Below are 1,675 nucleotides of genomic sequence, written 5' to 3'. Positions count from 1 at the left end.
GGTTATAATGCCCTCTAAGTATACAGATGAAATAGAAAATTCATCTTGTACTCGGAGGGCTTTTTCTATGGGAAGAAAATCTAAATATTCAGCGAAAGAAAAGCTATTAATTCTTCGTGAAGTATCTCAGTATGGAATTACTGATACTTCGACTAGATATAAGATTGATCGGAAAACTATCGGGCGTTGGAGACTATTATATAAATATCAAGGACTCTCAGGTCTTCAGTCTGGTCATCATAATCAAAGTTATTCAAGAGAATTTAAGTATTCTTTAGTTGAACAGTATCACCAATCAAATGACTCAGTGGAATTATTTGCGATTAAACATGGATTGCGGTCAAGAACGCAACTAAAGGAATGGATTATCCAGTATAATGAATCTAACTTAGGGGCATCTATGCCAAGAAAGCGAGATTCAAAAATGACTGGACGGAAAACTAGCTTTGAAGAACGACTGACGATTATCGAAGAGCTTATCAAACATGATATTAACTACAACTGGGCAGTTGAAAAATACCATGTCAGCTATCATCAAGTTTATGGTTGGTATCATAAATACCTCAAGAGTGGTAATAACCCGGAATCACTACGTGATCGCCGGGGTAAAACTAAACCTGAGAAAGAATGGACAGAAGTTGACCGCCTTAAGGCAGAAAACCGTTTACTGAAAGCCCAATTACAAAATCAGGAAATGGAGATTGCCTTCGCAAAAAAATTAGTGGAAATACGCAATCGGGAGGTGAACAAGAATTCCAGTTCCAGGCCATTCAAGAACTAAATAGAGAAAATGACTGGTCAATCAGTCGATTGTGCAGGGCAGCTGGAGTTTCACGCGATGGTTACTATAAATGGCTCAATCGAAAGACAAGTCGTTATCGGAAAGAGCAGGTAGAACTCCTTGAAGCGATCTTAGAACTTGAAAAAACACATAATTGGACGCTTGGATATTTAGCAATGACTACCCAGTTAAAATTCGAGAACCAATTGAGCTTTACGGCCGGACTAAAGCGAGTAACTAACTGCATGCGTAAGCATGGAATTCAAGCCAACGTTAGGAAGAAGAAACATAACCGTATTCAACGCCATGAAGAATACGTCAATGATAATCTACTAAATGAGCAATTCAATCGTGAAAACAAAAATGAAGTATGGGTCACCGATACAACAGAGGTTGTTTATGGCGAACACACACTTCGTAAAGCACGCGTACACGTTATTTTAGATTTATATGGTCGTTACGCTTTAAGTTCCAATATTTCAGATACAGAAACTTCATTAGCGGTAATTGAAACCTTCAATCGCGCTTTTGCGGTTGAACCTGATGCACAGCCAATGATCCATACTGATCGTGGAGCAGCCTACTGTTCAAGTATGTTTAACGACTATTTAGCATCAAAACATTGCGTTCACAGTATGTCACATCCAGGTCACCCATGGGAGAACTCACCAATGGAACGCTGGTGGAACGACTTTAAGCTGGTTTGGATGAATAAACATGCCCGACCAAAAACACTGGAAGAGCTAGAACAACTCGTCAAAGGAGCCATTGAATACTTTAATACTAAACGTGCTTATACAAGCAGAAACGGCTTGACCGCGGAACAATTCCGCAATCAAGCCGCCTAAATTAATTTTATCTATTTAACCTGTATACTTGACTGGACATAGTGCC

At 39.3% G+C, this 1,675-nt stretch carries 2 protein-coding genes; both read left to right on the top strand.

The features are described 5' to 3' along the window. Nucleotides 1–67: 67 nt before the first annotated feature. On the top strand, nucleotides 68–781 hold the full coding sequence (locus FC49_RS09560) for a helix-turn-helix domain-containing protein (RefSeq protein WP_191980136.1): 714 nt from the start codon (nucleotides 68–70) through the stop codon (nucleotides 779–781). After that, nucleotides 679–1,629 (top strand): IS3 family transposase, encoded by a 951-nt coding sequence (locus tag FC49_RS09555; protein ID WP_338107328.1) that lies wholly within the window; start codon nucleotides 679–681, stop codon nucleotides 1,627–1,629. The genes FC49_RS09560 and FC49_RS09555 overlap by 103 nt, the downstream gene beginning before the upstream one ends. Nucleotides 1,630–1,675: the final 46 nt, after the last annotated feature.

This window comes from Limosilactobacillus oris DSM 4864 (genome assembly GCF_001434465.1).
GTDB classification, from domain to species: domain Bacteria; phylum Bacillota; class Bacilli; order Lactobacillales; family Lactobacillaceae; genus Limosilactobacillus; species Limosilactobacillus oris.
This window is presented reverse-complemented; position numbering and strand designations above follow the sequence as displayed.